Source organism: uncultured Turicimonas sp., from assembly GCF_902477955.1.
Lineage (GTDB): Bacteria > Pseudomonadota > Gammaproteobacteria > Burkholderiales > Burkholderiaceae_F > Turicimonas.
Genome location: NZ_CABSJB010000019.1, coordinates 1 through 26455 on the forward strand (window position 1 = coordinate 1; position 26455 = coordinate 26455).

Genomic DNA, 26455 nt, shown 5'->3' on the forward strand with positions numbered 1-26455 from the left:
ATTCCAGTCATAGTATTGGTCCATAACACCACTTCAACCAAGTCTCCTGGTTTAACTTCCGGCTTTCCTTCAATGTAAGTAACACCGTCAATTTCCGGAGCCTGGAATTCAGAACGAGCGACAGCCACATCATTTTCCTCATCGTATTCATCTACGAGGACCTTAAGTGTCTTTCCGACGTGCTTCTTCTGAACTTCTCTGGAAATATCCGCCTGAAGCGCCATCAATCTTTCGCGTCTCTCTTCTCTAACTTCTTGCGGCAAAGCACCGGGCAGTTCATTCGCGGCAGCCCCTTCAATCGGTGAATAGGCAAAAGCGCCGACACAATCCAATTTGGCTTCTTTTAAGAAATCGAGGAGATACTCGAACTCTTCTTCCGTTTCACCCGGGAAACCGGTAATGAAGGTGGAACGAATGGCTATTTCAGGACAAATCTTTCTCCATGCTTCAATTCTTTCCAAATTCTTTTCGCTGCCCGGTCTCTTCATCGCTTTTAGTACGCGAGGATGAGCATGCTGGAAAGGAACGTCTAGATAAGGAAGAATTTTCTTTTCCGACATCAAGCCAACCCACTCGTCTACGGAAGGATACGGATAAACATAATGCGGCCTTACCCACACCCCAAGCTTGGCAAGCTCTTCGAAAAGTACATTAATTTTGGTTTTAACGGCTCTACCGCCGATAAAGTCCAATTTATATTTGACATCAACCCCGTAGGCGGCCGTATCCTGAGCAATCACGATTAACTCTTTAACACCGTCTTTAACCAAATTCTCAGCCTCACGAAGAATAGAGCCGATTGGTCTGGAGACTAATTTTCCGCGAAGAGACGGGATGATGCAGAAAGAGCAATGGTGATTGCATCCTTCCGATATTTTCAAATACGCGTAATGCTTCGGGGTTAAAAGAATTCCGCCGCCGGGAACTAAACTGTCAAACGCTTCATGCGGGGGAGGAAGATTTTCATGAACCATAGCCAACACTTTGTCGGTTTCTTCCGGGCCCGTTACTCCCAACAATTTAGGGAACCTGAGCGCAACAAAGTTGCCTTCTTCGGTTTTCTTGCTGCCTAAGCAGCCCGTGACAATAACTTTACCGTTTTCCGCCAAGGCCTCTTGAATAGCTTCAAGAGACTCTTGAACCGCTGAATCAATGAAGCCGCAAGTATTGACGATTACCAAATCAGAATCTTGGTAAGTAGAACCGATAGCGTAGCCTTCAGCGCGGAGAACCGTGACAATTCTTTGACTGTCTACTAAGTTTTTAGGGCAGCCTAAAGAGACAAAACCGATGCGGGGGATTCTTTTTCTTGTCATTTATAAGTTACTTTACTAATGGTTTATTAAGGGTCTTAGCGGCGTCTTCATAACCTCCTAAGTTCTTAACATTTTTGTATCCGTTCTTCTCTAGGATGTCCTTAACGGCATCGGCACGTCTGCCCGAGCGGCAGTAAACCAAGACGGTGTCGTCCGGCTTGATATTGAAACTCTTAAACTTCTGCAAAAAATCAGGAGAATAGTAGTCATCGACGAGAGCACCCTCAATCTTCCCTGTCTGATTAACTTCAGGCAAAGATCTGACATCCAAAATACATTCTCCGGCCTGTGCGCTCATACAAATTCCAAGTGTAAATAAGACAATTGATAATTTCTTAATCATAGTTAGTCCTGCTTTGTGCAACGTATTGCTCAACTAACGTGAGCACTTGTTTAAATTCATTCTGGGTCGTGAACAGATAGAGCTTTCCCTTCAGACCGGCCTGTACGACAATCTTGTTGAGATTAGGATTTGCTCGGACGGAAACAATATCTTTCCATTCGAATTCTCTACTACGAGAAGAGTGTTTGTTCATATAAAAGTTATGACGAACTCCGAACAAAGATAAAAAAAGACTGATTACCAGATCTGCCTCAGTATAGAGCGGGCAAGCCGATTGTCTGAATTCGGAATAAACGCCGAATTTGTCAATTCGATAAAAGATTTGACGGTGCGGCTTAAGGATCAAAATAATCGCGCAGATAAGAAATGCCAAAAAAGGCAAAATCACGAGAACCCAAGGGCTATCTAACATCAGGTCAGGATCGACTGCATATAAAAAGGCCACAGCGCCGACAAACGCTGCAGTTCCCAAAGCCCAGTCAACAAATTTCAGCTGCTTAAAGGCTGGCTGAACGTAATACCATTGGAATTCTTGAAAATCTTCCTGGTTTGCGGTCTTATTGTTTGTAGATGACTGCGCCATGTCTTCCCGTTACTTTATCTCGCCTATAACTATAAAATCTATCGGGATCACCGTATGTACTTAATCCCGAATCATAGACTTCGTTTACGCCTGCAAGTTTAAGGGTTTCGGAGGCTAAACCCGAGAAATTCAAAAGAAAACCTTTCTGATCCGGAATAAAGTATTTATCGGCAAAGGGAGCCAATTCGCTCTTCAAAAAGATGTCTTTAACATCCTGCTGGACCACAAAATTCTCGGCATCGAGGCACGGACCAATCCAAGCCATGATTTCGATCGAGGGAGAACTTAACTTTTCCTTCATTTTCTTGACGGATTCTTGAATCACGCCTGCGGCCAAGCCTTTCCAACCGGCGTGGCAGGCACAAACGATTTCTCCGTCTTTTGAACACAAAAGAATCGGCAGGCAATCGGCGGTCATTACAACACATCCGATATTGGGTTTAGTTGTGAAGCTTGCATCTGCGTCTTCGGCATCAGAGACGATTTCATCGGCTTCCAACACTCTTGAGGAGTGAACTTGATTAAGGAACCGCAGATCTTTGCATCCGAGACTTTCTACGATTTCACGATTTTTTCTGACACAGTAAGGGCTGTCGCCGACATGTTTCCCTAAATTCAAACCGTTAAATCCGTCAGCACCGCCGTAAGCACCGGCAGAAACTCCTCCGTTTCTGGAGGTGAAAAAAGCTTTAACGTTGTCCGGAGCAGGCCAATTCGGCTCGATCAGTTCAATCGAAGGTTTTTGAAAATTACTCATACGGCGTTAGTCCTTTCTCTTCTCTATTTTCCAGACGGAATAATCAGTTGTATCTTCTTCGTCTCCGAAATCAAAATCATCCCAGGAGGAAATGCGTCCCACGGCTTCTTCGTTCGGTGCGAATTCATCGGCTTCGGGATCCAAAACAACAACCGGATCTCCGAAAACTTCCGTCGGTCTATCCCAAGGGCCAAATCCTAATTCATCCATAACATCGGTAAAGTCCTGCGGCGGCTCGGCAAACCATTCCATCACCTCTCCCGTGACCGGATGAACAAGCCCTAGCCTGCTGGCGTGCAATGCTTGGCGGTTAAACTGCGAAACCTTAGTTCCGTCATCTTTCGGAACCGGGAGTCTATTGCGATACAAAGGATCTCCGATCAACGGGAACCCGATGGATTCCATATGAACTCTGATTTGGTGCGTTCTGCCGGTCTGCAGGCGGCAGGCAACCCAAGAGTAAGGCTTACCGTTGACTTCAGTGAACTGAACGAGTTTTTCACGGGTAAGAGCATGCTTGGCCCGTGCAGACTTACCGACAACAAACTTAATCGGGTTTCGCGGGTCTCGTTCGATTGAAGCATCAATAATTTTATCGACAGGAGCGCGTCCTCGTGTCAAAGCCCAATACTCTCTTTTTACGGTTCTTTCTTGGAGCTGTTTAACTAAGCTCAGTTGGGCTTGTTCAGTTTTAGCAACCACCATTAAACCGGAAGTTTCTCTGTCCAAACGATGGACTACACCGGCTCTCGGTAGTTTAGAGAAAGATTCGTTATAGGCAAGCAGGCCGTTAACCAACGTATCATTCCAGTGGCCCGTTGCCGGGTGAACAACTAAACCTGCCGGCTTATTGATGACGAGGATTGAATCGTCCTCGTAGACAATGTCTAAATCCATCGGATTCGGTGTAAACGGACAGTCCTCCGGACGGCTTTTAACCGTAACGTCAACCTGCTGGCCTAAAAGCAGCTTTTGTTTGGGCTTGGAAACACTTTCACCGTCAACTAAAACGTCCCCTTCTTCGATGACGGTTTTAAGCCGTGAGCGGGAAAAATCCGGATAGCGGGAACTCAAAACCTTATCAATACGTTCTCCGTCTTCTTCTATAGAGACGACAAAAGAGAATTTTTTGTCGGTTTCTTGTTCGAGCTCCTCGACATCCTCCTCGTACTGGCTATAATCCAAGGAACTAAAATTATTATGTGGTTCTGACATATGTCATCCTTAAAATCAACTTTTAAGCGCACTCTCTTAGCGATTGCGATGGGTTCCGTTATTCTAACCACTGCTTCATGCAGTTGGCTTAATTCCATTGAGGATCCGACTGAAGGCTGGTCTGCGGACAAGTTATATGTTGAGGGCAGAGACAATCTGAATGAAGGCAACTGGGAAACGGCCCGCGACTACTACCAAAAATTGGAAGCCCGCTACCCGTTCGGCAAGTATGCCCAGCAAGCTCAGATTGAGACTGCTTACTCTTATTTCCGTGAAAGAGAAATGTCACAGGCCATTATTGCCTGCGATCGTTTCCTCAGACAGTATCCTGATCATCCTCTCTCCCCTTACGCAATGTACATCAAAGGCGTTGCCACATTGGACGAAGATGACGGATGGATGAATTGGCTGACAAAACAAGACCTCTCTAAACGAGATGCTCAAGCTGCCAGAGATGCGTTCGATATTTTCAAAGAATTGGTTGAACGTTTCCCGCACAGCCGTTATGCCAATGATGCAAGAGAACGCATGTATGAATTGATTCATGCGCAGGCACAGTATGAAATTAATACTGCTATGTATTACTACAAGCGGCATGCCTATATTGCGGCCATCAACCGTTGCCAAACCGTGCTAAACGACTTCCAAAGCACCGACCAAGCTGAAGAAGCATTACAAATTATGAAAGACAGTTACAAAGCACTCGGAATGAAAGGTAAAGTCAAAGACATTGAGCGTATTATTGAGGCCAATAAAAATCGTCCCTCCAAGAAGACCGTGCAGCACGTAATTCAGGCACCGCAAGTGGAGGCCCCGCAGTAATTTCTCTTAGGATTGTTGATGAAGGTTAACGTCAAGGCCCTTATTTCTATTCCCTTTATCATTTCGGCGGCTGTCGCCATGACCGGCTGCCGAACAGTCCCGCAGAATCCTCAGGAAATGACGTGCGAGGATCTCAATTATCTTGCCGATGAAGCCGTTGAAGCCAAAGGCGTTCCGTTCTTTCTTTCTCAGCTCCAATATCCCGGCGACTGGCGTACTTGTTCCGAAACGCCTGAGTACATCGATTGGATTAAAAACGAGAGCCGCAGACGCATTCATCATGCCGGCAAAGACTGGGGTGAATTAGTCATGCTCCGCTATTTTGCAAAAGACACTCATCAGGAAGAATACAAAGTGCGAGCCGTCCTGGAAGAATGTCTGAAGCCAAAACCGAGCAAAGAAATCACTCTGCACTTTAGCGAACTGCATCCTGACGCCAACGACAAACCTTTTACGGTTGAAGCCAATTTAACAGGCCAAAGACCTCAGGATAAAGCCGCCCGTATTCTTTGCGGCTACGAAACTTATCCGGCCAAATCAAAGACAGACGACATGGCTGCACGTTGGAAAAGCTGTCAAATCAAAGGAAAACCTGAGTAAAGCTTAAAGCTTAACTTCACCGATTTTGTCCTGTTTCTCGAGATTCATTTCTTCGAGAAATGCAAGTGCATTCTCTAGTCTTGCAGTACGGGCAAAGTCAGGAAGGCTGTTCCAAATCATTGAGCCATAGCTCTTAGTCAGAAGACGCTTATCGCAAATAATAAGCATGCCTCGGTCGTTCCGATCTCGAATAAGACGCCCGGCTCCCTGTTTTAACAGAGTAATCGCTTCGGGAAGGAAAAGTTCCCGGAAGTGATTTCTATTCTGACTCTTAAGCCAATTAGTCTTGCCTTTAATAACCGGGTCATCCGGCGGCGGGAACGGAATCTTATCAATGATGACCATGGAAAGTGCTTCTCCTTTAATGTCTACGCCTTCCCAAAAACTCATAGAGCCAACCAAAATGGCATTGCCATGCTCTTTGAACTGACGAATCAATTCGTTCTTCGGAGCGTCGTTTTGCACCAGAATCGGGATGATTTCATTGGCTCTTTCCACCTGAACCTTTAAAGCATCAGAAATCTTCTGCACGGCCCGAAGCGTTGTACAAAGAACAAAAGCTCGGCCTCGGTTTTTCTGAAGCAGAGGCCAAATCTTTTCTGCAACCTCATCGGAAAAATATGGAGCATTCGGCTCCGGAATTTCCGTGGGGACGTAAAGCATGCCTTGAGAAGCGTAGTGAAAAGGACTTTCCCAGCTGTGAGTTTCCGCATCTTCCAAGCCCATATCATCCGTGAAGTGGTGAAAATCATTTTCAACGGACAATGTGGCAGAAGTCAAAATCCATGGCTTGTTCATCTCCTGCCGGTATTGCCTGAACTTATCGGCATAGGAAAGTTTGGTATCCGAGAATGTCACATTCTTGGGCGTCAGATTGAACCATTTTATAGAGAACTCATCGGGCTTTCTATCTTTCTTAACCGTCTCTTTAAGAGCTTTTTCCCAGTAATTAAGCTTATCGAGAATCTCCTCTCCGGTTTTTACGGCTAAGGTAATTTCTTCGTTGTCCTGAGCGAATTTTTTCAGCGCCTCAATAAACCCTTGAACCCCTAAAGCTAGTTTTTGGATAGGCTCGGCCATTAAAAAAGCATCGGTAAACTCATCCAAAGACTTCTTTGATTCTTCTTCCGCTCCAAGTATGGTTGCTTTTAAGCGTACATCGTTGCAGCGGTTAAAGATTTTTGTCTGATAGTCTTTCCACTCATCTCCCTTCGGCACCAAACGAGCTGCGGTAACATAAGCATCTTGGGCGAAGTTTTTTACTTCAGACATTGAGATACTTTCTGAGAAGAAACTTGTTGCGATGCCCGGTAATTGGTGAGCCTCGTCAAAAATAACCATATCAAAATCAGGAAGAAAATCCACGAAGTCCTGGTCATTGAGCTCCATGTCAGCCAAGAACAAATGATGGTTGATGATGAGGACGTCTGCTTCGCGGGCTTTTTCTCTGGCCTTCATCACGAAGCAGTTTTCGTAGTCCGGACAGTTTTTGCCGATACAGTTTTCAGAGGTACTAGTAACAGCGCGCCAAATGCCCGAGGTTTCCGGGACCGTTGTGATGTCGCTTCTTTCTCCGGTTTTCGTGATTTGCACGAATTTTTTTATTTCGAGCAAATGCGCCAGTTCTTCTCTTGTCGTGCTGGCGTTTTCAACCATCGCATGTTCGAAACGAGAGAGACAGATGTAGTTGGCACGACCCTTTAAAACGGCAATTTTTGCCCCGACGCCAAGGGCCGTCAGCACGGCGGGGACGTCTTTCTCAAAAAGCTGGTCCTGAAGCGTTTTTCCGGCCGTCGAAATCAAAACTTTTCCCCCATGGATAATGCAGGGAACAAGGTATGCAAAAGTCTTCCCGGTTCCCGTGCCGGCTTCCACAACTAAGCTTTGCTTTTTTTCCAACGAATCCGCAACGGCTTTAGAGAATTCAATCTGCGATTGTCTGGGGGTATATCCTTCAGTTACATGAGCAAGACAACCGTCCGGAGCAAAGACCTTTTCAACTTCTGCTTTTAATGTTTTATCCATGGACGTCTCCTAGGAGAGGAATTTTACCATTGAGGATTTTCTGAAGTTGTCACGGTTTTTGACAGCAAAAAAGCCATGCCGGCATTTGGATTTCGTTCTGTCAGCATGGCTCTTAATCGTTTGAATTTTAAGGCTTAAGGCTGTTCATGAGGCTCTTTTGATTTTGCTCTTCTCTAAGCTTTAACTGGCGCTCGTATTCTTTAGCCCTTTCGGCTCTCTTCTTCGCGTTTTCAAGTTTGCGCTGTTCGATGGCCTTTCGGCGTTCTTCGCGCGCCGCTTCTCTTTCCTGCGCATCCATAGACGGAGGCGACGGTTGATTGGCTTCACGCTCTTCTATACGCTCCTGACGCTTTTGTTCTCTTTCAGCAAAAGCCTGCTCATTAGCCTGCTGCTCTTCCGGTGTAATTACCCTCGGCTTAGCCGTGGGAGCGTGACCGGAAGACTTTCTGTCGGGCAAAGGACGCTCAACCTTCGAATCAACGGTCTGGACGCCGGACAAATCGATATCACTATCAGGCTCTTCGGAAACCGGCTTAGCGGCCCGAGGATTCTTGATGATAGCCTCCTGTCGAGCGACCCACTCTTTGCGCTGCTCTTCTTTAGCGAGACGAGCAGTTCTGGCTTCGTTGGATTTTTTTACTCGAACGAAATCACGAGCAGTTAACCAAACGGATTTGGCTTCGGCCTTCTTTTCTCTGACGAGACGACTGTTGTCAATGAGACAGGAATTAACAAAAAATTTACGGTAGCAAAGCTTATCTTCCTGTTCTTTCCATGCATCCAGCTCTTTGATTTCCTTTTTGTAGGCCTCAATCACCTCGTCAGCGACAGCTTCAGAAGTAATCGATTGGGGCGGGAAACGTTCCGAGAACGGGATAGGATTCAGCTCAACCGCCAAGGAGGCCGAGGATAAACCCGCCAGTAAAGTCAAAATAATTAATTTCTGTCTCATGTTGTTTAAATGTTAATCGCACCTTTGTTTACAGCAAGGGCCGCTTCTTTGACTGTCTCACTGAAAGAAGGATGTGCCTGACAGATAAGGGCCAAATCTTCGGCAGCAGCACGGAAGGCCATAGCTTGAGCAGCTTGAGCGATTAATTCGCCGGCACAGACGCCGACAATATGAACTCCCAACAGCTCATCCGTTTTTGCATCAGCCAAGATCTTAACAAAACCTTCGGTCTCGTCGGATGCTCGGGCTCTTCCATTTGCCGCAAACGGCACTTGACCGGTTTTATATTCCTTTCCTTCAGCCTTGAGCTGCTGCTCTGTCTTACCGATCCAAGCGATTTCCGGTTCAGTGTAAATCACTGACGGAATCAGCCCTAAATCGACGTGGGCCTTTCGGCCGATAATGCGTTCAGCTACTGCCACACCCTCTTCTTCTGCCTTATGAGCAAGCATCGGACCTCTTACGACGTCACCGATTGCCCAGACACCAGGCAGATTAGTCCTGCATTCATCATCTACCTCGATAAAGCCGCGGTCATCCAACTTCAAACCGACTGCCGGTCCGTCAAGAGTTGCGGTATTCGGAACACGTCCGATAGAAACGATAAGTTTTTCAACCCACATTTCCTGAAGCTTGCCTTCGGAATCTTTGTAAGTGACGCTGACTCGGTTATCTTCAGTTTCAACTTTTTCAATGCGGACACCGAACTGCATCTTGAGACCTTCCTTGGTGAAGATCTTCAGGGTTTCCTTAGAGACGGCAGAATCAGCCATAGAAAGCAGTGAAGGCACCGCTTCCAATATACGCACTTCAGAACCTAAGCGGTTCCAGACGCTTCCCATTTCCAAACCTATGACGCCGGCGCCGATAATACCTAAGTTCTTCGGAACTTCCGTCAAAGACAAAGCTCCTTCATTAGAAAGAATAAGTTTTTCGTCGAACGGGACACCCGGAAGCCTGCGCGGAGCGCTGCCCGTTGCAATGATGACATTGCGGGCAACTATGCGTTCATTCACCGGCTCGCCTACGGTAAGAACATAACCGTCATCGCATTGGCTGACGAAAGATCCTCTGGCGTTGAAAAACTCGATTTTGTTCTTCTTAAAAAGATAAAGAATGCCGTCATTGGTCTGACGAATCACTTTGTTTTTTCTTGCCATCATCTTGGCTACGTCGATTACCGGTTCACTGACCGTAATACCGTGGACTGCGGCTTCCTCTTTAATTTTTTCAAACAAGCCGCTGCTTGCCAGCAAAGCTTTGGACGGAATACATCCGACGTTAGTGCAAGTACCGCCGGGAGCAGCTTTTCCATCTTTTTTCCACTCGTCAATGACACAGACCTTCAATCCGAGCTGAGCAGCCCGGATGGCTGCTACGTATCCGCCGGGACCTGCGCCAATAACGGCAACATCAAAAACTTTCATTTCAGACATCTCAACTCCTTAGATATCAAGCAGCAAGCGAGCCGGATCTTCCAAAGCATCCTTCATGGCAACCAAAGCCAAAACCGCTTCCCTGCCGTCGATGATTCTATGGTCATAAGACAGAGCAAAATAGTTCATCGGACGAATCACAATCTCACCGTTTTCAACGACCGGGCGCTGTTTAGTGGCGTGAATGCCGAGAATAGCTGACTGCGGAGGATTGATAATCGGAGTTGAGAAAAGAGAACCGAATACGCCGCCGTTAGAAATGGTAAATGTTCCTCCGGTCAGTTCACTTAACTCGAGTTTACCGCTGGCTGCACGCTTAGCGAAATCAGCGATTTGACGTTCAATCTGTGCAAAGCTCAATTGGTCTGCGTCTCTGAGAACAGGAACAACCAAACCGCGCGGAGAACCGACGGCTACACCGATGTCGATGTAGTTATGGTAAATGATGTCGCTGCCTTCAACGGAAGCATTAATAATCGGATACTGCTGAAGGGCGTAAACGGCAGCCTTCACGAAGAAACTCATGAAGCCTAGTTTGATGCCGTATTTTTTCTCAAAGCTTTCTTTGTATTTTGCTCTGAGAGCCATTACCGGTCCGAGATTAACTTCATTGAATGTCGTCAAAATAGCAGCGTCGGACTGAGATTTAACCAAACGCTCGGCAACTCTGGCACGAAGTCGGGACATCGGAACTCGCTTTTCCTCACGCAGAGAAGAAGGCTGAGCAGAGACGATGCTTTGCGGTGCGGGAGACTGCACTTGTACCGGTTTAGCGGCAGGCTGCGGATGCGTGTTTCGAACGTCTTCTTTCGTAATTCTTCCGCCTTTGCCTGAACCCACAACGTCAGCCGGATTCAAGCCTAAATTTGCCATCATCTTGGCTGCGGAAGGCATAACTTTAACGGACGGCGCGGTAGTTTCGGCTGCAGCGGCAACTGCAGCTGCGGCGGGTGCTTTTGGCTGAGGAGCCGGTGACTGTTGGATCGGTGCCGGCTGCTGAGGAGCAGCTTGTTTCGGAGCAGAATCTTCTGCGGAAGCAACTGCAGAAGTATCAATAGTTGCCAGCAGCTGACCGCCTGTTACGGAAGCACCATTGCCCTGCTGAATGGAAACGAGCACGCCGGATTCCGGTGCGGGAACTTCCATCACAATTTTGTCGGTTTCGATTTCAATCAGCACTTCATCTGCGCTGACACGGTCCCCTATTTTCTTTTTCCATTCAATCAAACTTGCTTCGGAAACGGACTCTGAAAGTTCAGGAACGACTACTTCAATAATGGCCATAAATATTTCTCCACTAACTGGAATTTTTAAACTGTTCGCTATTTGATTTGAATAAGACCTTTCAGAGGTCCGAAAGCATCCGACAGCAATGTCTTGAGCTGCTCAATATGCTTGCTGGCATATCCGACGGCAGGCGACGAAGAAGAAGGACGTCCTGCATAGCCCAAACGGCAGCCGACATTCATCGCAGCCAATATTCTCTGCTGAATATAGGACCAAGCGCCCTGATTCTGCGGTTCATCCTGAACCCAAACAACTTCGCTCACATTCGGATATTTCTCGAATTGACTGTTGAGTTCCAGCTGATTAAACGGATAAAGCTGCTCGATTCTGATAATTGCTACGTTATAAGCAGCAAGTTCCTGACGGCGTTTTGCCAACTCATAGTAGACCTTGCCGGTGCAAAGCAGAATTCGGGTAACGGAATTTCTGTCGAGATCTTCAATTTCTCCGATAATCTCCTTGAATTTGCCCTCAGCAAGTTCTTGCATCGGAGATGTTGCGGCTTTGTTTCTCAACAAGCTCTTCGGGGAGAATACGATCAAAGGCTTGCGTGTTCTGCCGACCATCTGACGTCTTAACAGATGGAAAATCTGAGCTGCCGTTGTCGGCTGAGCGATAACCATATTGTCGTCGGCTGCCAACTGCAGATATCTTTCTACACGAGCCGATGAGTGTTCCGGTCCCTGACCTTCATATCCGTGAGGAAGAAGCATTGTCAGACCGGATTTTCTACCCCACTTGGCTTCGCCGGAACTGATGAATTGGTCGATAACTACCTGGGCACCGTTTGCGAAATCCCCGAACTGCGCTTCCCAAATAGTCAGGCATTCAGGAGCTGCCCCTGAATAACCGTATTCAAAACCTAATACAGCTTCTTCAGACAAGATGGAATCGATAACGGTGAATCTTCCCTGAGTAGGAGACAAGTGTTCCAGCGGAATCCAAATACCCGTATCCCAAGTACCGCGGTTTTGATCATGCCAAACAGCGTGTCTGTGCATGAAAGTACTTCTTCCTGCATCTTCACCGGAGACACGGACGGAATAACCGCCGGTCAGCAATGTGGCAAAAGCTAAATGCTCCGCCAAGCCCCAGTCGACGTTAATCAATCCGTCTTTCATAGAACGACGGTCCGTGAGAACTTTTTCCAAAAGCGGATGAACTTTGAAGTTTTCCGGTTCGGTCGTAATGATTTCCGCCAATCTCTTTAATTCTTGAACAGGGACGGCGGTATGAACACGGTCCTGCAAAGTGCCGTTATATCGTGACCAGTTGACGGTATGCGATGTTTTTGCAGAAATGGAAGGAGCAAATTCTTGGATGGTTCCCTCTTCCAGCTGTCTGCGGTAATCAGCAACAAAAGCTTTTGCTTCGTCTTGGGTAATCACACCTTGAGTAACCAGCTTTTCAGCGTAAACAGCTCTGGTACCGGGGTGAGCAGCTACCTTGCTGTACATCAAAGGCTGAGTCAGCGACGGGGTATCTTGTTCGTTGTGGCCTAATCTTCTGAAGCAGACGATATCAACAAATACATCTTTATGGAAAGTGTTTCTGAATTCCATGGCCAGACGTGTTGCCATCACTACTGCTTCCGCGTCATCGCCGTTAACGTGAATGACAGGAGCCTCAATTAATTTAGCCGGGTCAGTGCAGTAAGTCATCGAACCTTTGTCGCGCGGATCGGATGTTGTAAAGCCAATCTGGTTGTTGATGACCAAGTGAATTGTTCCGCCCGTACCGTAACCTCGAGTATCGGCAAGGTTCAAAGTTTCCATGACCACGCCTTGGCCTGCGAATGCGGCGTCACCATGAACCAATACGCCTAAAACTTTCAAGCCTTTCGGGTCGTTGAGTCTGTCTTGGCGGGCACGGACACTTCCCATCGCAACCGGATCAACGATTTCCAAGTGAGAAGGATTAAACGCCAAGGCTAAATGAATCGGGCCGTTCTTAGTAACGACGTTGCTGGAGAAGCCGTTGTGGTATTTCACGTCACCTGCAGTCAAATCGCTGCTGGCGTATTTCCCTTCGAATTCTGAGAAAAGTTCTTTGGGAGACTTACCGAGAGTGTTGACCAAAACGTTCAATCGGCCGCGGTGAGCCATACCGATAACCATTTCTTCTATACCGTATTCTGCGGCTTGTTCTACGACAGCATCCATCGACACGATGAAGCTTTCACCGCCTTCCAAGGAGAAGCGCTTCTGACCGACGTACTTAGTATGGAGATATCTTTCCAACCCTTCGGCGGCTGTCAGTTTTTCAAGAATCTTTTTCTTTTCGGGGGCCTGATAGTTAGGAGTTGAACGAGTACTTTCAATCCTTTCTTCCCACCATTGTCTTATAGCCGGGTCTGAAACGTACATGAATTCATAACCCACCGTACCGCAGTAGGTTTGACGCAGAGCATCTAAGATCTCGCGAAGCGTCATCTTTTCGGAGCCGAAGAAAGTATTAGCGGCGGAGAAAGTGACGTTCATATCGGCTTCGGTCAATCCGTAAAAAGCCGGTTCCAATTCCGGCACTTTCGGCAATTCTTTTCTTCTTAGCGGATCCAATACGGCTCTTCTGGAACCTAAAAAGCGATATGCACTGATTAAAGACTGAACCGCAACCTGTTTACGGGCGATTTCCAATTCACCGTCGGAATGGCCCACAACACCGGAAACTCGTTTCTGAGCCAATGCGGCGATGATGGGCGTATGGGCCACATCATGAGTCCCGAGTTTGCCGTCAGAAGCAGGAGAATTTTGCAAGTTATCAAAGAATTGACGCCATTTATCGTCAACAGAGGAAGGATCTTCGAGATAGTTCTCATAGAGCTCTTCAACATACGGCGCGTTGCTTCCAAAGAGATACGAGGTTTCTTGTAAATCTTTTATCAATTTTTTCACCTTTTAGGCACTTCGCAAAGTGCATTGGGTACGAGAAATAAGGCCTGCTAAATTCGATCAATTATAGACGTCAGGTAATTTAGAGAAAACATTTTTATGAACTGCCTTTGCCCATGTCTTCTCTCTTTTGCAGGATAGTTTCTTTCTATTCATGACTTAATACCTGAGCTATCTCACTCCAAGTAACCTTACACTTTAAGAATAAATTTATTAGAACATTCTGGTATTTCTCTTTCTTCAAGTTTATTCCCAGAATATGGATTTGCCGTTCGCACAATAGGCGTGTGAAATTATGATTTCTAAAGATAGGAGGAGTTTGGAATGTCTCAGCAGCTCACAGTCCGAGAGTATGCACAAAAGCATAAAATTTGGGCGGCAACCATCATATTTTTGACCGTTCTTGTGATGTTTTTCTGTCTTCAAGGACTGTACCAGATGGTTTTTCTACATTCCAAACCTGTTCTTTATGCGTTTACTGCAGGAATGGTAGGGTTCCTTGCTACATCCATCGGCTCCTTGCCCGGATTCTTTTTGAATAAACTGAATCTAAAAACTGAAAATGTCATGCTCGGAACTTCCGCAGGCATGATGCTGGCTGCGGCTATCTTTTCTCTTCTCCTTCCAAGTATTGAAGCCAGCGACAAGCTATTTCAAAACCATACGATTGCCATGCTTTGGGTCATCTTCGGCATGTTCCTGGGCGTCTTTATGCTTTTAGGCATTCATGCAATCACACCGCACGAGCATCTCACTACCGGTAAAGAAGGCCCGGAAATGAATGTCAATGCCGGGATCTGGCTTTTCGTACTTGCCATCATTATTCACAATGTTCCGGAAGGTCTGGCCTTAGGTATTTCTTTTGCGGCTGAGGATACCGACATCGGGATTCCATTTACAGCGGCTATTGCCCTTCAAGATATGCCGGAAGGACTTGCCGTAGTTCTTGCGTTATGCCGCACAGGCATTTCCAGACTCAAGGCAGTCAGCGTCGGTGTTCTCTCCGGACTTATGGAACCTATCGGAGCATTATTGGGAGTGAGTCTTACTTCTCAGCTCGGTTATGTTTATCCGCTTGGTTTAGCTCTATCCGCAGGAGCCATGATTTTTGTAGTTTCTCACGAAGTTATTCCGGAAACACATAAGAGCGGACAGCAACTGTCAGCCACCTTCGGCATTATGGTCGGTTTCTGCCTATTAATGCTAGTTGAACAGATGTTTGATTAATGTTTTAGTTCTCCTGCCTCTTTTAAGTGCCCTTCTCTAGTGAATCATCCTCGGATTATGCTTCATATGGTTTCACTAATATTCTTCCTTCCTTTCTCCTTTATGATTGTGTACGCAAACTGACCATCGAAGGATAAATAATGTCTTCTAGTTTTCTAAAAGTGCGTCTTGATGAAGATTTGAAAAAAGAGGCAAGCGACCTCTCAAAGAGCATGGGGCTTACAATTTCCGAGGCAGTCAGAATGTTCCTAGTCACTTTTGTAAAAGAGCAAAAAATTCCTTTTGATATAGAAAAACCTAACAAAAAAACGATTAAAGCATTGAAAGACGCTGAGGAAGGAAGAACGACTCGATACGCTTCGTTCACTGATTTAGTTAAGGAAGTTGACCAAAAACTAGAAAACGATAAATGCTGAACCAGGGAATCACCAATTCTTTCAAGAAGATTTGAAAACTTGCCGACGACGAATTTTAGGTATTCAAAAGCTTGACTATATTTTTCAAAAACTTCTTCAAGAGGAAGATGCCTCTTTGTTTAAAGATCCTGCAGTTATTGGTAATTGGACCAATGATCGAGAACTTCACATTCAAGCTGACTGGCTTCTGATATACAGAAAGACCCCCGAGGGAATCATTGCAGTGCGTACCGGAAGTCATGCAGATCTTTTTGAAAAACATCACTAAGGCTCTCAAATCAAACATAAAACCGTTTATTAAAAAGCAGTGTCCAGCGTGTTTTAACCATCAGAAAAGAGGAAATACTTTCGTAACTTTCCTTCATTTCAGCAGATGAACTTTGGAACGAAATTTAAAAATCCTTCGAAAGTTTTACTTCGTTCCTATCTTTCTTCTTTGGAGCAAAAACGAGCAAAATGCGTTCTTCAAAGACGGTGCTTCCTCGCGTTTTCTCAATATCTGAAAAATACGATTTATTACCAAGAAGGTGCACATCATTGAAAAATAGAAAATTAAATAATGCAAGACAGAGGAGGTGTAATTTTCTTCAGGCTGTTTTGTTTTATTGGATAGGACACGGTCGATTCACTCGTCCTGGAGAGCACATTAATTAATTTATCTCAACATTCTTTTTTGATCGGATTGCGTTTTATTATTAATAGATTATCCAACGAATTTAAGAAAAAGGATGCTTCACAAATGAAAAAACCTGTCAAAGTTGTTGTGACCGGTGCAGCCGGCCAAATTGGCTATTCTCTTTTATTTAGAATCGGCGCCGGAGATATGCTCGGTATGGATCAGCCTGTTGATTTGTGCATGCTTGAAAGAAATACAGAAAGCTCTATGAAAGCCGCCAAGGGCGTCAAGATGGAATTAGATGACTGTGCTTTCCCATTGCTTAACAGCATTACTTCAACTCCTGACCTTAAAGAAGCATTCAAAGACGCACAAATCGCTTTGTTAGTCGGCGCCCGTCCCAGAACTAAGGATATGAACCGTTCCGACCTCCTCAATGCCAACGCTCAGATTTTCATTGAACAAGGCCGAGCCATCAATAACTATGCTGACAGAAACATTAAAGTTTTAGTTGTCGGAAATCCTGCTAATACCAATGCCTACATCGCCCGCAAGTGCGCTCCGGACATCAATCCGAAGAACTTCACAGCCATGATGAGATTGGACCACAACCGTTCTTTGACTCAGTTGGCTCAAAAGACCGGCTGCAAAGTTACAGATATTGAAAAATTCTGTGTTTGGGGCAACCACGGCAATACCATGTATCCGGATATCACTAACACATTGATCGCCGGCAAGAAAGCTGAAGACTTGATCCCGACTGATTGGTATCTCGACTACTTCATTCCGACAGTAGCTTCCAGAGGAAGCGCAATTATCGAAGCTCGCGGTCACTCTTCCGCAGCATCTGCCGCCAATGCCGCTGTCGACCATATCCATGACTGGGTTTTAGGCACAGGCGACAAATGGCAGACGATGGCAGTTCCCTCCAATGGCGAATACGGTATTCCTGAAGGTTTGTGCTTCGGAATGCCGGTAACTTGCAACAACGGCGACTACGAAGTTGTTAAAGGTCTTCAATTGACAGACTTCGAACGCGAACATATCCTTCAGAACGTTAAAGCTCTGGAGGCAGAAAGAGCTGTTGTAGATGAGCTTATCGCCAAAGCGTAATTAATTCACAGCTACGAAGCCCGGCTTAGCCCGGGCTTTATTGTTGAGCGGGAAATAAATAAAGGAAGGAACAAAATGAATGTAGTTTTAGACTCGAACTTTATTCTGGATGTTTACTTCTTTAAGAACAAAACTGCTGTCAGCTTGTTTCACCAGCTGGAAAAAGCAGGAGCCAGTTTCTACAGAACCTCTGCTACTTTTGACGAACTCAGACACGTCTTGGATAGAGAAGAGTTTTCTAAAGGAAACGCGTCTCGGGCTGAAATCTTGGACAATTGGTCTGCCGCCAGCATCAATTTTGAGTCTCCCTCGCCATCTACATTAAAGTGCCGTGATCCTTTAGATCAAAAGTTCATTGACTTAGCAGGCTCGCTTGCTCCGAGTTATCTCATCAGCAAAGACAAAGATATTCTGAGACTTCGAAGAAAAGCCTCCAAACTCAGAATGAAGTTTAGGAGGCCGGATGAATTCACAACTTTCTGTAAGCTGTCAGATTGATTGATTCGAATCCTTCTTGGCTAATTCAGCGTTAAAGTCATTGATAAGCTTTACGCAAGCCTGATAATTTGAACTCAACACCAACCCTTCTCTGCTTGGGAATTTGCCTTTAGGCTGCAGGCGTCCGAGTCTTTCATCAAAGAGTTTAGTTCTAATCCAACGCTGGTTGCTCAGTACTTTTGAAACTCCTTCCGGATCGTTGCAGATTAGAACCATATCGCATCCGGCAGACAAAGCTGCCTCGCAGCGCGCCGTAATATCTCCGACTTCTGCAGCGCCCTTCATGGAAAGGTCATCGCTAAAAATCAAGCCGTTAAAGCCTAACCTTCCTCTTAACTCGTCTTTGAGCCACTTCTTAGAGAAGCCCGCTGGCGAAGAATCTACTTGCGGATACACCACGTGTGCAGGCATAACGGAAGTCAGCAGCGTACCTAAAGACTGATAAGGAGCTTCGTCGTTGCTTCTGATATCAGAAAGAGGTCTGTCGTCTTCAGGCAATTCAATGTGAGAATCTGCCTTGGCATAGCCGTGACCGGGGAAATGCTTGCCGCAATTGGCCATCCCGGCTTCTGCCATACCGCAAATTAAAGCCGTGGAAAGAATGGAGACAACCTTCGGATTTCTGTGGAAAGAACGGTTGCCGATAACGGTGCTTTGTCCGTAGTCCAAATCCAAACATGGAGCAAAAGTAAAGTCAACTTCGCATGCACGAAGCTCAGCTGCCATAACCAGACCACAGGCGCCTGTCAAGGCATGGGCTCTTTGCGGATCGGTGTCATACAGCTCACCTAAAGACTTCATGGACGGAATCTGAGTAAATCCTTGACGGAATCGTTGGATTCTTCCGCCTTCATGATCCACTCCTATCAACAGCGGCGGATTCCTTAAAGCATGAATATCATGGGTTAAAGTTCGAAGCTGCTCGATATTTTCAAAGTTTCGGGTAAATAGAATGACCATCCCGACAAGAGGATGCTGAAGGGTTTTAATTTCTTCGTTGGTCAGCGTCGTTCCGCTGATATCGACCACTAACGGACCTAACGGTCTTTCAACTTTATCCATTATTTTTCCTTTCACACACGGCAACAGCCATGCAGACTTTATCAGTATCGCTGAGCGAAATGAAGCAGTCGAGCCCCATTTTCTGCACTAACTCTTTAAGCTCTCCTGAGAAAACTAAATAAGGAGCGCCGAGTTCGTTATTCTTTACAGAAATGTCCGTGAGCCTAACCTGGTCACGTATTCCCGTACCTAAAGCTTTGGAGAATGCCTCTTTTGCTGCCCAGCGGGAAGCCGCAAAAGCCAAACCTCTCTTGGAATTTCCGGCCTTTCTTTTATGGTAGGTCTCAAGCTCGGAAGAGCTAAGGACCTTTTCTAAGAAAGCCTTTTCGTGTCTTTGCAGAACTTTCTCAATCCTTTCAAGTTCCACAACATCACATCCAATGCCGGTTATCAATTGAGCTCCTTCAGCACATCCACGTTGTCATTGCATGGATTACCGTATTTATTTGCTTTTTTCTCGCCCGGCAACGACATAAAGATCAACGGAATCACGGACATTGCCACCACGGCCAAAGTAATTGGAAGCGCCGGAATTTCTTGGAATGCCACGCAAATGGTCATAAAGAAAGTACCGAACTGCGGAAATACGGACAAAAAGCCGGGCTTGCCCATATCGTGAAGACGTCTGACGCCAATAGAGGCACAGGGAATCGCTACGTAAAGCCATCCGATAAGGAGAAGCGAAAAATACACGATAACTGTCGTGGCAAGTTTTTCGCAAATCCAGTAAACAATGCCGAGGAAAATAAACGAAAAGATATACATCGCCCAGAAGCGGGAGACACCGGTGCGTCCTTTTAATTTAAAGAAATCACGGTTGAGATCGATGTAGAGCCATTGAAAAACTAAAGGGAAACGGTCAATGTAAGAACCAAGTTCAAATGGATTTTTTCCGGGAGTCGGGTTACGCATAAATTTAAAACTTCTTCAGCTCGCTTAATATTTTGCGAGTATTCACAGGTTTATCGTCTAAGTAAAAAGAAATCACGTCCCGAATAATACCCTTAACTTCTTTTTCCTGGGCTCCTTCTTGAATTCTGCGTTCCCGCATTGCTGCCAGCGTATACCACGCAACCCCCGTAGATTCAGGGGTTTGCGCACTTTGAATCCAGTCGCCGCGGACAAACTGGTAATTAGTGCCTTCCCTAGGCTCGGGTACTCCGTAGCCAAGAGTTTCCAACAAATCCAGCTCAAAAAATCGCAGACTCACGTGCGGCTTGTTGTTGTCAGCTAAGTTCCTTAAGGTTGTGAAATAAGAATGAAACAGCTTCGGAACCGGTTCCCTCTTGGGCAGAAGACGCACCAGAATTTCATTCATGTAAAAAGCCGACATCAAAACAGTGTCCGGAAGCATAAGCGTCCCGTGCCACTCGCACTTTGTCAATGTTTTGATATCGCCTTTTCCGCTGAAAGAAACAGCAAGAGGGCAAAAAGGACACAACATACCGCGGTATTGCGACATGGGTCTTTTTGCCCCTTTGGCTACTAAAGAAAGCCGGCCGTAGTCTCTGGTCAGAACCTCAACAATTAAACTGGTCTCCTTCCACGGATAAGTGTGGAGAACAAATGCAGGCTGATGGCTGACTCGATTATCCGGCTCTCTTTGATTATTCATATCCCAGTGATTTCAGTACGGCTGCGTCGTCACCCCAACCTTTGCGGACGCGAACCCATACTTCAAGATATACCTTTTTGCCTAACATTGCAGAAATATCTTCTCTGGCAAGTCTGGAGATTTCCCTGAGTTTTGAACCCTTTTCTCCGATGACAATGCCTTTGTGGCTTTCGCGGTTAACAATCAACGTAGCGAAGATTCTTGCTCCTTGATCGTTTTCTTCCCATTTGTCAATCATGACGGCAACGCCGTAAGGAAGTTCATCACCGAGCAAACGGAAAGCCTTTTCACGAATAATTTCCGCTGCCAAGAAGCGCGGGGACTTATCGGTATAGATATCGTCTTCGAAGAGCTTATCGCCTTCAGGAAGGAATTTTCTGATGACTTGAAGAAGAACATCAAGCTGGCGGTTCTTTTCAGCACTAACCGGAACAACGTCAGCGAATGGGAATTTCTTCATTGATTCTTGGATCAACGGCAAAATCACTTCGCTTTCCTTGACTTCATCTGTCTTATTAATAGCAAGAATTACATTCTTGGCATCGTGAGGAAGCAGCTTCAAGACTTCTTCATCTTCCGGTTTCCAGCCGGTGGATTCTATAACCATGACGACAACATCGACATCAGACAAGCTGCTCTTGACAGACTTATTCATTCTGTTGAGAAGTTCGGAGGAGTGTTTTGTCTGAAATCCCGGCGTATCCACGAAGATGTACTGTGCATCTTCCGTGGTCAGGACGCCCATGATTCTGTCTCTGGTGGTCTGAGGTTTCTTGCTTGTAATGCTGACCTTCTCGCCGACAAGAGCATTAATTAAAGTGCTCTTACCGACATTCGGGCGTCCGATTACTGCAACATATCCACTGCGAAAGTCTTCAATTTTTTCTGTCATAACTTAAAGCCTTTATAAATTCTTAATGGCTTCGGTCGTTAGAGCTTTCTGAGCGGCCTCCTGTTCTGCTTGGCGACGGGATCTTCCCACGCCGGTAGTAACCACGCCAAGCTTGGAAATCACAGCCTCGACAACAAATTCTTGTTCGTGGGCTGCGCCTCTGACATCAACGACCTCGTAAGACGGAAGCCCAAGATGCTTGCTTTGCAAGACTTCCTGAAGCATTGTCTTGGCGTCTTTACCGAGAGTGGCTGCAGTTAATTGGCTTAACATCGGCTCATACAATCGAATAATGACAGTTTGCGCCTGTTCGAAGCCTCCGTCGATGAATATCGCCCCAAATATGGCCTCAACTGCATCAGACATCGTTGACGGACGTCTGTTTCCTCCTTGGTGCATTTCACCCTCGCCTACGCAGAGGAATTCCCAGACGCCGATTTTCTCTCCGATTTCAGCTAATGTCTGCATTTTGACTAAATTGGCTCTAACCCTTGAGAGAGAACCTTCATTAAAGTGATCCTCTTTCTGAAAAAGCGCATAGCCAATGACACATCCCAAGACTGAGTCACCTAAAAACTCCAGTCTTTCATTGTGCTCGGAGGAAAAAGAACGATGGGTAACAGCCCGTTTCAAGTATTTTTTATTCTTGAAGGTGTACCCGATTCTTTTTTCCAATTCTTCTAATGGAAGCATTTTCTTCCTCCTTAGTCAAAGAAACCGATTCTGCTTGGTTTAGAGACGTTGAGCCAAACCATAAAGGCTTTTCCTACGAGATTCTTTTCCGGTACAAAGCCCCAATAACGGCTGTCCTCAGAATTATCACGGTTATCGCCTAAAACAAAGTACTTGTCCTTAGGTACGGTACAGACCAATCCGCCCGGAACGTACTGGCAAGCCTTCGGATCAGTATGGGTCGGAAGAGCATAGGCTCCTGACGGTGTGTATTTGTCTGTCAGAATCTTATGAGTTGTTTCTCCGAGCTTTTCTTCGCTCTGAAGAAGTTCCTGCATCTTGTGTTCGTCAAAATATGTACCGTCATCTTTCAATGGGACAGGGACGCCGTTGACTTCTAATTTCTTGTTGATATAAGAAATTTTATCGCCGGGCAAGCCGACTACACGCTTGATGTAGTCAATATCCGGGTTAGGCGGATACTTGAACACGACAACATCGCCTCTCTGAGGTTCACCAACGTCCAAAATCTTGGTATTCAAGACAGGAACGCGCAGACCATAGGTGTATTTGTTGACCAGAATCATATCTCCTGTTTCCAGGGTCGGCATCATGGAGCCGCTCGGGATTCTGAACGGTTCAAAGAGGAAAGAACGGAGAACGAAAATAAAGAAAATAATCGGGAAAAATCCTGCTGTGTATTCCAACCAGCGAGGACGTTCCTTGGCGCGAATCAAAATGGCATTTCTAGCAGCTTCAACCGTTTTTTCGCCTCTTCTTAAAGCTTCAGCGTTATCAGCATCAAAAGCTCTCAATTCGTCCTGAGCTTCCTTTTTTCTGGTCGGAGCCAGTACGAATACATCCAGCAGCCAGAAGCAGCCGGTGACCACTGTCAAAATAAATAAAATCAGTGCAAAATTCATTTCTAACTCTTACTATTTGTCGTCTTGTTGAAGGATGGCAAGGAAGGCTTCCTGCGGAATTTCCACCGTACCGACCTGCTTCATACGTTTCTTACCGGCTTTCTGCTTTTCGAGCAATTTACGCTTACGGGTAATATCGCCGCCGTAGCACTTAGCCAACACATTCTTTCTCAAAGCCTTAACATTCTCACGGGCAATGACGTTAACGCCGATAACAGCTTGAATTGCTACGTCATACATTTGACGAGGAATAATGCTGCGCATCTTGGAGACAATTTCACGGCCTCTGGCCACCGAGTTGGCTCGGTGAACGATGGAGGACAACGCGTCGACTTTGTCTCCGTTAATCAAAATATCTATCTTCACAACGTCAGCTGCACGGTACTCCTTGAACTCGTAGTCCATGGAAGCGTAACCGCGGGTCAAGGACTTGAGCTTGTCGAAGAAATCAAGGACGATTTCCGCCAAAGGCAAGTCGTAATGAAGATGAACTTGTCTGCCGTGGTAGGCCAAATCGAGCTGAACGCCTCTCTTTTGGTTGCAGAGCGTCATAACCGGACCAACGTATTCATCCGGCACAAAAATCGTGACAGCATCGATTGGTTCGCGGATTTCAGCGATTTTTTCGACGGGAGGAAGCTTGGACGGGTTTTCAACGTGGATAACGTCGCCGTTTCTCATCAGCACTTCGTAGACTACGCTAGGCGCCGTCGTAATAAGGTCCATATTGTATTCACGTTCCAATCTCTCCTGCACAATATCCATGTGCAACAAGCCCAAGAAACCTGCGCGGAAGCCGAATCCCAATGCCTGAGAAACTTCAGGCTCAAAATGCAAAGCCGCATCGTTGAGCTGGAGTTTTGTCAATGCATCGCGCAAAGCTTCGTATTGATTGGATTCAACAGGATAGAGACCGGCAAACACCTGGCTCTTGACTTCTTTGAAGCCCAGAAGAGGCGCCGAGGCCGGTTTTTGAGCCAAAGTAACGGTATCTCCCACGCGAGCGTCTTTGAGCTCTTTGATGCCCGCAATAACAAAGCCTACCTGCCCTGCCGTCAATTCATTTCTTGTCTGAGATTTCGGAGTAAATACACCAACCTGCTCAACCAAGTGATTAGCGTTTGTGGCCATCAAGTTGATTTTATCTTTAGGCTTGATTGTGCCGTTAACGACTCTTACGAGCATCACCACACCAACGTAGCTGTCATACCAGGAGTCGATAATCAATGCTTGCAAAGGTGCATCCGGATCGCCCTTAGGAGCCGGGACTCTCTCGACAATTCTTTCTAAGATTTCATCGATACCCATGCCGGTTTTAGCCGAGGCTTCAACGGCATCGGTAGCATCGAGGCCGATCACCTCTTCGATTTCTTCTTTTGCCTCGTCAGGATTTGCACTTTGCAAATCCATCTTGTTGAGGATCGGCAGAACTTCGACACCGAGTTCAATTGCGGTGTAGCAGTTAGCCACGGTCTGTGCTTCCACGCCTTGAGTAGCATCCACCACCAATAAGGCGCCTTCGCATGCAGACAAAGATCTGCTGACTTCATAGCTGAAGTCAACGTGTCCCGGGGTATCAATCAGGTTGAGCTGATAGGTTTTGCCGTCTTTGGCTTTGTAATTTAAAGAAGCCGTTTGGGCTTTAATCGTAATTCCACGTTCTTTTTCCAGGTCCATCGAGTCGAGAACCTGAGATTCCATCTCTCTGTCTGAGAGTCCGCCGCATCGCTGGATTAAGCGGTCAGCCAGTGTAGATTTCCCATGGTCGATATGAGCAATGATGGAAAAATTTCTAATATTTTGCATATCTCTCTATTCGGTTGAGCCACTTGTCCGGATGGATCCAAAACAGATTGAATCCATATGGACAAGTTGTTCGAAAAAATGCGAAAGGGTACGTCCTAAAAACGTACCCCAACAAACTACATTTTTGTAATTAAGTTATACGGAGCCGAGCACCAAAGAACCATTCGTTCCACCAAATCCGAAAGAATTTTTCATGGCATAACGGATCTTCATATCTCGAGCCGTATTAGCGCAATAATCCAAATCGCACTCAGGATCCTGCTCAAAAATATTAATTGTCGGAGGAGAAACCTGATTTTTCAGTGCGAGCAAAGAAAATACGGTTTCAATACCGCCGGCACCTCCGAGAAGGTGTCCGGTCATGGATTTTGTCGAATTGACAACCATGTTCTTAGCGTGGTCGCCGAAAGCTTCCTTAATCGCCTTTGTTTCGTTGATATCTCCCACCACGGTAGAAGTACCGTGAGCGTTCAAGTAATCAATTTCATCGGGATTAATACCGGCTTGTTTAATGGCGTTGAGCATGCAGCGGCGAGGACCGTCGGAACTTGGCGTGGTGATATGGTGAGCATCAGCAGTGAGGCCGTAGCCTAAAATTTCACCGTAGATAGTTGCACCGCGTTTCTTAGCAGATTCGTAATCTTCAAGAACCACGACACCGGCACCTTCACCGAGGACAAAACCGTCTCTATCCTTATCAAAAGGTCTGGAAGCCGTTTCTGGGCTGTCATTTCTTCTGGATAAGGCATGCATGGAGTCAAAACCGCCAACGCCTAATACGCAAACGGTAGATTCTGCGCCGCCGGCGATCATGACATCGGCATCTCCGCGCTTAATCATCCAGGCTGCTTCTCCGATACTATGAAGACCTGTGGTGCAAGCTGTAGAGTAAGCTACGCTCGGGCCCTTCAAGTTCTTCATGATGGAAAGCTGTCCGGAGACCATATTGGCGATACTGCCGGTAATCAGGAATGGGGAAATTCTTCTGGCACCTCTATCAATGTACATCTGATAGTTGCGGCAGATTTCCGGCAAACCACCGATTCCGCTGCCAATGGCACATCCAGCCCGCAAAGCCAACTCGTCGTCGATAACAAGTCCGCTGTCTTCCAGAGCCATCAAACCGGCAGCAACACCGAAATGAATGAATCTGTCGAAACGTCTTGCTTCCTTTGCGGGAAGGTATTTTTCTACTTCAAAGCCTTTAACTTCACCGGCAATCTGAGAGCCGAAAGCGGAGGCATCAAATTGAGTGATCTTTGAAACGCCGGATTTTCCGGCAAGAGCATTTTCCCAGCTGGTTTTTGCATCATTTCCCAGCGGGCTGACCATGCCGATGCCGGTTACGACAACTCTACGCATTCAACTCTCCTTGAGGTGCTTCTAAT

Annotated in this window: 26 protein-coding genes; 7 read left to right on the forward strand and 19 right to left on the reverse strand. The window is 46.2% G+C overall.

The window, feature by feature from the left end:
- The 5 genes from rimO to RDK53_RS06860 all read right to left on the reverse strand — a co-directional run.
- The coding region (gene rimO, locus RDK53_RS06840; protein ID WP_308513882.1) for a 30S ribosomal protein S12 methylthiotransferase RimO at positions 1-1316 on the reverse strand (1316 nt) is incomplete at its 3' end.
- Positions 1317-1323: 7 nt separating this feature from the next.
- Complete coding sequence (locus RDK53_RS06845; RefSeq protein ID WP_308513883.1) at positions 1324-1659, reverse strand: rhodanese-like domain-containing protein; 336 nt, start codon at positions 1657-1659, stop codon at positions 1324-1326.
- Complete coding sequence (locus RDK53_RS06850) at positions 1652-2242, reverse strand: hypothetical protein (RefSeq protein WP_308513884.1); 591 nt, start codon at positions 2240-2242, stop codon at positions 1652-1654. The genes RDK53_RS06845 and RDK53_RS06850 overlap by 8 nt, the downstream gene beginning before the upstream one ends.
- The gene (gene pgeF / locus RDK53_RS06855) at positions 2217-2999 is read right to left on the reverse strand and encodes a peptidoglycan editing factor PgeF (RefSeq protein ID WP_308513885.1); all 783 of its coding nucleotides are present in this window, start codon (positions 2997-2999) and stop codon (positions 2217-2219) included. The genes RDK53_RS06850 and pgeF overlap by 26 nt, the downstream gene beginning before the upstream one ends.
- Before the next feature lie 6 nt (positions 3000-3005).
- Positions 3006-4214, reverse strand: coding sequence for an RluA family pseudouridine synthase (locus RDK53_RS06860; protein ID WP_308513886.1), 1209 nt, complete (start codon positions 4212-4214; stop codon positions 3006-3008).
- Here RDK53_RS06860 and RDK53_RS06865 point away from each other — a divergent pair, their 5' ends adjacent.
- Positions 4215-5036, forward strand: a complete 822-nt coding sequence (locus tag RDK53_RS06865; protein WP_308513887.1) for an outer membrane protein assembly factor BamD — start codon at positions 4215-4217, stop codon at positions 5034-5036.
- A gap of 18 nt (positions 5037-5054) precedes the next feature.
- A complete protein-coding gene (locus RDK53_RS06870) occupies positions 5055-5636 on the forward strand; it encodes a hypothetical protein (RefSeq protein WP_308513888.1) in 582 nt (193 codons plus the stop codon).
- Positions 5637-5639: 3 nt separating this feature from the next.
- Here the strand turns inward: RDK53_RS06870 and RDK53_RS06875 are convergent, their stop codons facing one another.
- The 5 genes from RDK53_RS06875 to RDK53_RS06895 form a co-directional block, all read right to left on the reverse strand.
- Positions 5640-7661, reverse strand: a complete 2022-nt coding sequence (locus tag RDK53_RS06875) for an ATP-dependent DNA helicase (RefSeq protein WP_308513889.1) — start codon at positions 7659-7661, stop codon at positions 5640-5642.
- 127 nt (positions 7662-7788) lie between these two features.
- A complete protein-coding gene (locus RDK53_RS06880; protein ID WP_308513890.1) occupies positions 7789-8613 on the reverse strand; it encodes a hypothetical protein in 825 nt (274 codons plus the stop codon).
- 5 nt (positions 8614-8618) lie between these two features.
- Positions 8619-10049 carry a dihydrolipoyl dehydrogenase gene (gene lpdA / locus RDK53_RS06885; protein WP_308513891.1) on the reverse strand — a complete coding sequence of 477 codons (1431 nt, stop codon included), beginning with the start codon at positions 10047-10049 and terminating at the stop codon, positions 8619-8621.
- A 9-nt stretch (positions 10050-10058) separates the two neighbouring features.
- The gene (gene odhB / locus RDK53_RS06890; protein ID WP_308513892.1) at positions 10059-11333 is read right to left on the reverse strand and encodes a 2-oxoglutarate dehydrogenase complex dihydrolipoyllysine-residue succinyltransferase; all 1275 of its coding nucleotides are present in this window, start codon (positions 11331-11333) and stop codon (positions 10059-10061) included.
- A 38-nt stretch (positions 11334-11371) separates the two neighbouring features.
- Complete coding sequence (locus tag RDK53_RS06895; RefSeq protein ID WP_374041576.1) at positions 11372-14221, reverse strand: 2-oxoglutarate dehydrogenase E1 component; 2850 nt, start codon at positions 14219-14221, stop codon at positions 11372-11374.
- Between the two features lie 330 nt (positions 14222-14551).
- Here RDK53_RS06895 and RDK53_RS06900 point away from each other — a divergent pair, with 330 nt between their 5' ends.
- From RDK53_RS06900 to RDK53_RS06920, 5 genes are all read left to right on the forward strand, one after another.
- A complete protein-coding gene (locus RDK53_RS06900) occupies positions 14552-15454 on the forward strand; it encodes a ZIP family metal transporter (RefSeq protein ID WP_308513894.1) in 903 nt (300 codons plus the stop codon).
- A gap of 140 nt (positions 15455-15594) precedes the next feature.
- The gene (locus RDK53_RS06905) at positions 15595-15870 is read left to right on the forward strand and encodes a type II toxin-antitoxin system RelB/DinJ family antitoxin (RefSeq protein ID WP_308513895.1); all 276 of its coding nucleotides are present in this window, start codon (positions 15595-15597) and stop codon (positions 15868-15870) included.
- A complete protein-coding gene (locus tag RDK53_RS06910) occupies positions 15860-16138 on the forward strand; it encodes a type II toxin-antitoxin system YafQ family toxin (RefSeq protein ID WP_308513926.1) in 279 nt (92 codons plus the stop codon). The genes RDK53_RS06905 and RDK53_RS06910 overlap by 11 nt, the downstream gene beginning before the upstream one ends.
- Positions 16139-16609: 471 nt before the next feature.
- A complete protein-coding gene (locus RDK53_RS06915) occupies positions 16610-17599 on the forward strand; it encodes a malate dehydrogenase (RefSeq protein ID WP_308513896.1) in 990 nt (329 codons plus the stop codon).
- Between the two features lie 75 nt (positions 17600-17674).
- The gene (locus RDK53_RS06920; RefSeq protein WP_308513897.1) at positions 17675-18097 is read left to right on the forward strand and encodes a putative toxin-antitoxin system toxin component, PIN family; all 423 of its coding nucleotides are present in this window, start codon (positions 17675-17677) and stop codon (positions 18095-18097) included.
- On the opposite strand, the gene nagZ is transcribed toward RDK53_RS06920, so the two are convergent.
- The 9 genes from nagZ to fabF all read right to left on the reverse strand — a co-directional run bounded on the left by nagZ (position 18089) and on the right by fabF (position 26429).
- Positions 18089-19159: a beta-N-acetylhexosaminidase gene (gene nagZ, locus RDK53_RS06925; protein WP_308513898.1), complete on the reverse strand. Its 1071-nt coding sequence runs from the start codon at positions 19157-19159 to the stop codon at positions 18089-18091. The genes RDK53_RS06920 and nagZ overlap by 9 nt on opposite strands.
- Entirely contained in the window at positions 19152-19553 is a 402-nt protein-coding gene (gene acpS, locus RDK53_RS06930; RefSeq protein WP_308513899.1) for a holo-ACP synthase, read from the reverse strand. The genes nagZ and acpS overlap by 8 nt, the downstream gene beginning before the upstream one ends.
- A complete protein-coding gene (locus RDK53_RS06935; protein ID WP_308513900.1) occupies positions 19550-20071 on the reverse strand; it encodes a DUF805 domain-containing protein in 522 nt (173 codons plus the stop codon). The genes acpS and RDK53_RS06935 overlap by 4 nt, the downstream gene beginning before the upstream one ends.
- A 4-nt stretch (positions 20072-20075) precedes the next feature.
- Positions 20076-20774, reverse strand: a complete 699-nt coding sequence (gene recO / locus RDK53_RS06940) for a DNA repair protein RecO (RefSeq protein ID WP_308513901.1) — start codon at positions 20772-20774, stop codon at positions 20076-20078.
- Positions 20767-21666: a GTPase Era gene (era, locus tag RDK53_RS06945; protein ID WP_308513902.1), complete on the reverse strand. Its 900-nt coding sequence runs from the start codon at positions 21664-21666 to the stop codon at positions 20767-20769. The genes recO and era overlap by 8 nt, the downstream gene beginning before the upstream one ends.
- Positions 21667-21678: 12 nt before the next feature.
- Positions 21679-22359: a ribonuclease III gene (rnc, locus tag RDK53_RS06950; protein WP_308513903.1), complete on the reverse strand. Its 681-nt coding sequence runs from the start codon at positions 22357-22359 to the stop codon at positions 21679-21681.
- Between the two features lie 11 nt (positions 22360-22370).
- Entirely contained in the window at positions 22371-23261 is an 891-nt protein-coding gene (lepB, locus tag RDK53_RS06955) for a signal peptidase I (protein WP_308513904.1), read from the reverse strand.
- Positions 23262-23273: 12 nt separating this feature from the next.
- Positions 23274-25067 (reverse strand): translation elongation factor 4, encoded by a 1794-nt coding sequence (gene lepA, locus RDK53_RS06960; protein WP_308513905.1) that lies wholly within the window; start codon positions 25065-25067, stop codon positions 23274-23276.
- A gap of 135 nt (positions 25068-25202) precedes the next feature.
- On the reverse strand, positions 25203-26429 hold the full coding sequence (gene fabF / locus RDK53_RS06965; RefSeq protein WP_308513906.1) for a beta-ketoacyl-ACP synthase II: 1227 nt from the start codon (positions 26427-26429) through the stop codon (positions 25203-25205).
- Positions 26430-26455: the final 26 nt, after the last annotated feature.